General features: G+C 62.8%; 3 protein-coding genes. 2 read left to right on the forward strand and 1 reads right to left on the reverse strand.

The window, feature by feature from the left end; translation table 11 throughout:
- Positions 1-135: 135 nt before the first annotated feature.
- Entirely contained in the window at positions 136-612 is a 477-nt protein-coding gene (locus tag AC0L28_RS34495; protein ID WP_128169580.1) for an Lrp/AsnC family transcriptional regulator, read from the reverse strand.
- Positions 613-868: 256 nt separating this feature from the next.
- Here AC0L28_RS34495 and trxB point away from each other — a divergent pair, with 256 nt between their 5' ends.
- The gene (gene trxB, locus AC0L28_RS34500; protein WP_023799797.1) at positions 869-1,843 is read left to right on the forward strand and encodes a thioredoxin-disulfide reductase; all 975 of its coding nucleotides are present in this window, start codon (positions 869-871) and stop codon (positions 1,841-1,843) included.
- A gap of 72 nt (positions 1,844-1,915) precedes the next feature.
- Complete coding sequence (locus AC0L28_RS34505; protein ID WP_023799796.1) at positions 1,916-2,812, forward strand: LysR family transcriptional regulator; 897 nt, start codon at positions 1,916-1,918, stop codon at positions 2,810-2,812.
- Positions 2,813-2,992 lie beyond the last annotated feature (180 nt).

Consider the following 2,992-nt stretch of genomic DNA (forward strand, 5'->3'; position numbering starts at 1 on the left):
TCGCCAATCAGCAACGCTGCAAAATTGGCGTCGAGGCTGCGGCAGTCCCCTTCTCCCCGTCACTATACGGGGAGAAGGTGCCGGCAGGCGGATGAGGGGTGGCGCCGAGATCGGCGATTGCCCTGCCACCCCAGTTCAAGCCGGGAAGGCCACCAGGCCCTCGTCCTTGACGCGACGGATGGTCAGTGCCGTCCGCACCGTGTCGACATTCGGCGCCGAGGCCAGTTCCTCGATGACGAAGGTCTGAAAGGCGCCGAGGTCGCTCGCCACGCAATGCAGCAAAAAGTCGGATTCGCCCGACACCATCCAGGCGTCGCGAACGATCGGCCAGCCGCGGGTGCGTTCGGCGAAGCTTTTCAGCTCCGCATCGGCCTGGTGATGCAGGCCGATGAGGCAAAAGGCGACGACGTCCAGGCCGAGCGCCGGCGCATTGAGCAAGGCGCGATAGCCGCGGATGATGCCGGTCTCTTCCAGCCGCCTGACGCGACGCAGGCATGGCGGCGCCGAAATGCCGACGCGGCCGGACAATTCGACATTGGTCATGCGCCCGTCGTGCTGAAGCTCGCGCAGAATCTTCCAGTCGATGGCATCGAGATCGGCTTTGAGCGGCATGGATACCTTCGGCGCTTCACGCAAGAATCTTTCGTGATTTTGTAAACGACTTTGGTGTCCATTCCATCCCTTCAGTCGCTGATTTTGGGACAGTCGCCCGCGCAAGATGTTCATGGATCGTCTCTTTGCGGGGAAGCTTTCCGGGGACGAAGGCCGGGTCGTCTTGCTGGCGTCGCCTGCAACACCTAGATTAGGGCCGAAATCGATCCCTGTGCCGGACGCTTCATTCGCGTCCGGTTGTTGTGAAAGCCCTGACATGACGTCCAAGCACGCACCCGTTCTCATCATCGGCTCCGGTCCCGCCGGCTATACGGCGGCAATTTACGCCGCTCGCGCCATGCTGAAGCCGATGCTGGTCGCCGGCCTGCAGCAGGGCGGCCAGTTGATGATCACCACCGATGTCGAAAACTATCCCGGCTTCGCCGATCCGATCCAGGGTCCGTGGCTGATGGAGCAAATGCTGAAACAGGCCGAGCATGTCGGCACCGACGTCATCAACGACATCATCACCGAGGTCGACCTCAACGTGCGGCCGTTCCGTGCCAAGGGCGATTCCGGCGCCACCTATACCGCCGATGCGTTGATAATCGCCACCGGTGCGCAGGCGAAATGGCTGGGCATCCCGAGCGAGCAGACCTTCATGGGCTTCGGCGTATCGGCCTGCGCCACCTGCGACGGCTTCTTCTATCGCGGCAAGGATGTCGCGGTGATCGGCGGCGGCAATTCGGCGGTGGAGGAGGCGCTCTACCTTTCCAACCTGGCCAAGAGCGTGACGGTCGTCCACCGGCGCAGCGACTTCCGCGCCGAGCGCATCCTCAGCGAGCGGCTTTTCAAGAAGGACAATGTCCGCGTCATCTGGGACACCGTCGTCGACGAGATCACCGGTCAGTCCGGCAAGATGCCGCTGCCGCCGTCGGTGGAAGGACTGAAGCTGCGCAATCTGGTGACCGGCCAGGAGATGCATCTGACGGTCGACGGTGTGTTCGTGGCGATCGGCCATGCGCCGGCGGTCGAGCTGTTCGCCGGCAAGCTGAAGCAGAAGCCGAACGGCTATCTGTGGACGGCGCCGGATTCGACCTGCACCGACGTGCCGGGCGTGTTCGCCGCCGGCGACGTGACCGACGACATCTACCGCCAGGCGGTGACGGCGGCGGGGCTCGGCTGCATGGCCGCGCTCGAGGCGGAAAAGTACCTCGCCGGGATCGAAGTTCACCGCGAAGCGGCGGAGTAAACAAGCGGCCGAGAAAAGCCGCGCAAAAGCCTGATTTTTCATTCAGACGCCAGAAAACAGAATGGGGGCATCATGGCGTTGGACTGGGACAAGCTACGCGTGTTTCACGCTGCGGCGGAAGCTGGGTCGTTCACCCATGCCGCCGAGACACTGCATCTGTCGCAATCGGCGATCTCGCGGCAGGTCAGCGCGCTCGAACATGATGTCGGCGTGCCGCTGTTCAATCGCCATGCCCGCGGCCTGGTGCTGACCGAGCAGGGTGAGATGCTGTTCCGCACGGCGCATGACGTGCTGATGAAGCTGGAGACGATCAAGTCGCGGCTGACCGAGGCCAAGGATCGGCCTTCCGGCGTACTCAGGGTGACGACCACGGTGGGGCTCGGCGCCGGCTGGCTGACCGAGCGCGTGCAGGAATTCATCGAGCTCTATCCCGAGATCAGCCTGCAGCTGATCCTGGCGAACGAGGAACTCGACCTCACCATGCGGCGGGCGGACTGCGCGATCCGGCTGCGCCAGCCGCAGCAGCCCGATCTCATCCAGCGCCGTCTGTTCACGGTGCATTTCCATCTCTACGCCGCCCCCTCCTACGTCAACAAATACGGCAAGCCGGCGTCGATCGCCGAGCTGAAGAGCCATCGCATCGTCACCTTCGGCGTGCCGGTGCCGGCGCATCTGTCGGAATTGAACTGGCTGGAAACGGTCGGCGATTTCGAAGGCGGGCAAAGGGTGCCGACGCTGCAGATCAACGACATATTGTCGATCAAGCGCGCGGTCCAGGGTGGCGCCGGCATCGCCATGCTGCCCGACTATGTGGTCAGCAAGGATTCAGGCCTGGTGCAGTTGCTGCCGGAGACCGAAGTGCCGTCCTTCGACACCTATTTCGCCTATCCCGATGCGATGAAGAACCAGGCGAAACTGCACGTCTTCCGCGATTTCATCATCGCCAAGGCGCGAAGCTGGTCGTTCTGATCCAAGCTTCGCGCTGCCCCTCATCCCCCTGCCGGGACCTTCTCCCCGTAAAGGACGGGAGAAGGGACTTGCCGGAACCTCGGCAACCTTCCTGCAACGCTGGTGATTGGCGAAACCGTTGATGACGGTGTCCAGTTGAAAGATGGGTAACACTTTGAACCGGATACATGGGTTACAGTT

The sequence above is a fragment of the Mesorhizobium sp. WSM4847 genome (genome assembly GCF_055811335.1).

Bases quoted from the DNA above. Each gene is read 5' to 3' on its own strand.
- AC0L28_RS34495 (WP_128169580.1), bottom strand. From the start codon at position 612: ATGCCGCTCAAAGCCGATCTCGATGCCATCGACTGGAAGATTCTGCGC.
- trxB (WP_023799797.1), top strand. From the start codon at position 869: ATGACGTCCAAGCACGCACCCGTTCTCATCATCGGCTCCGGTCCCGCC.
- AC0L28_RS34505 (WP_023799796.1), top strand. From the start codon at position 1,916: ATGGCGTTGGACTGGGACAAGCTACGCGTGTTTCACGCTGCGGCGGAA.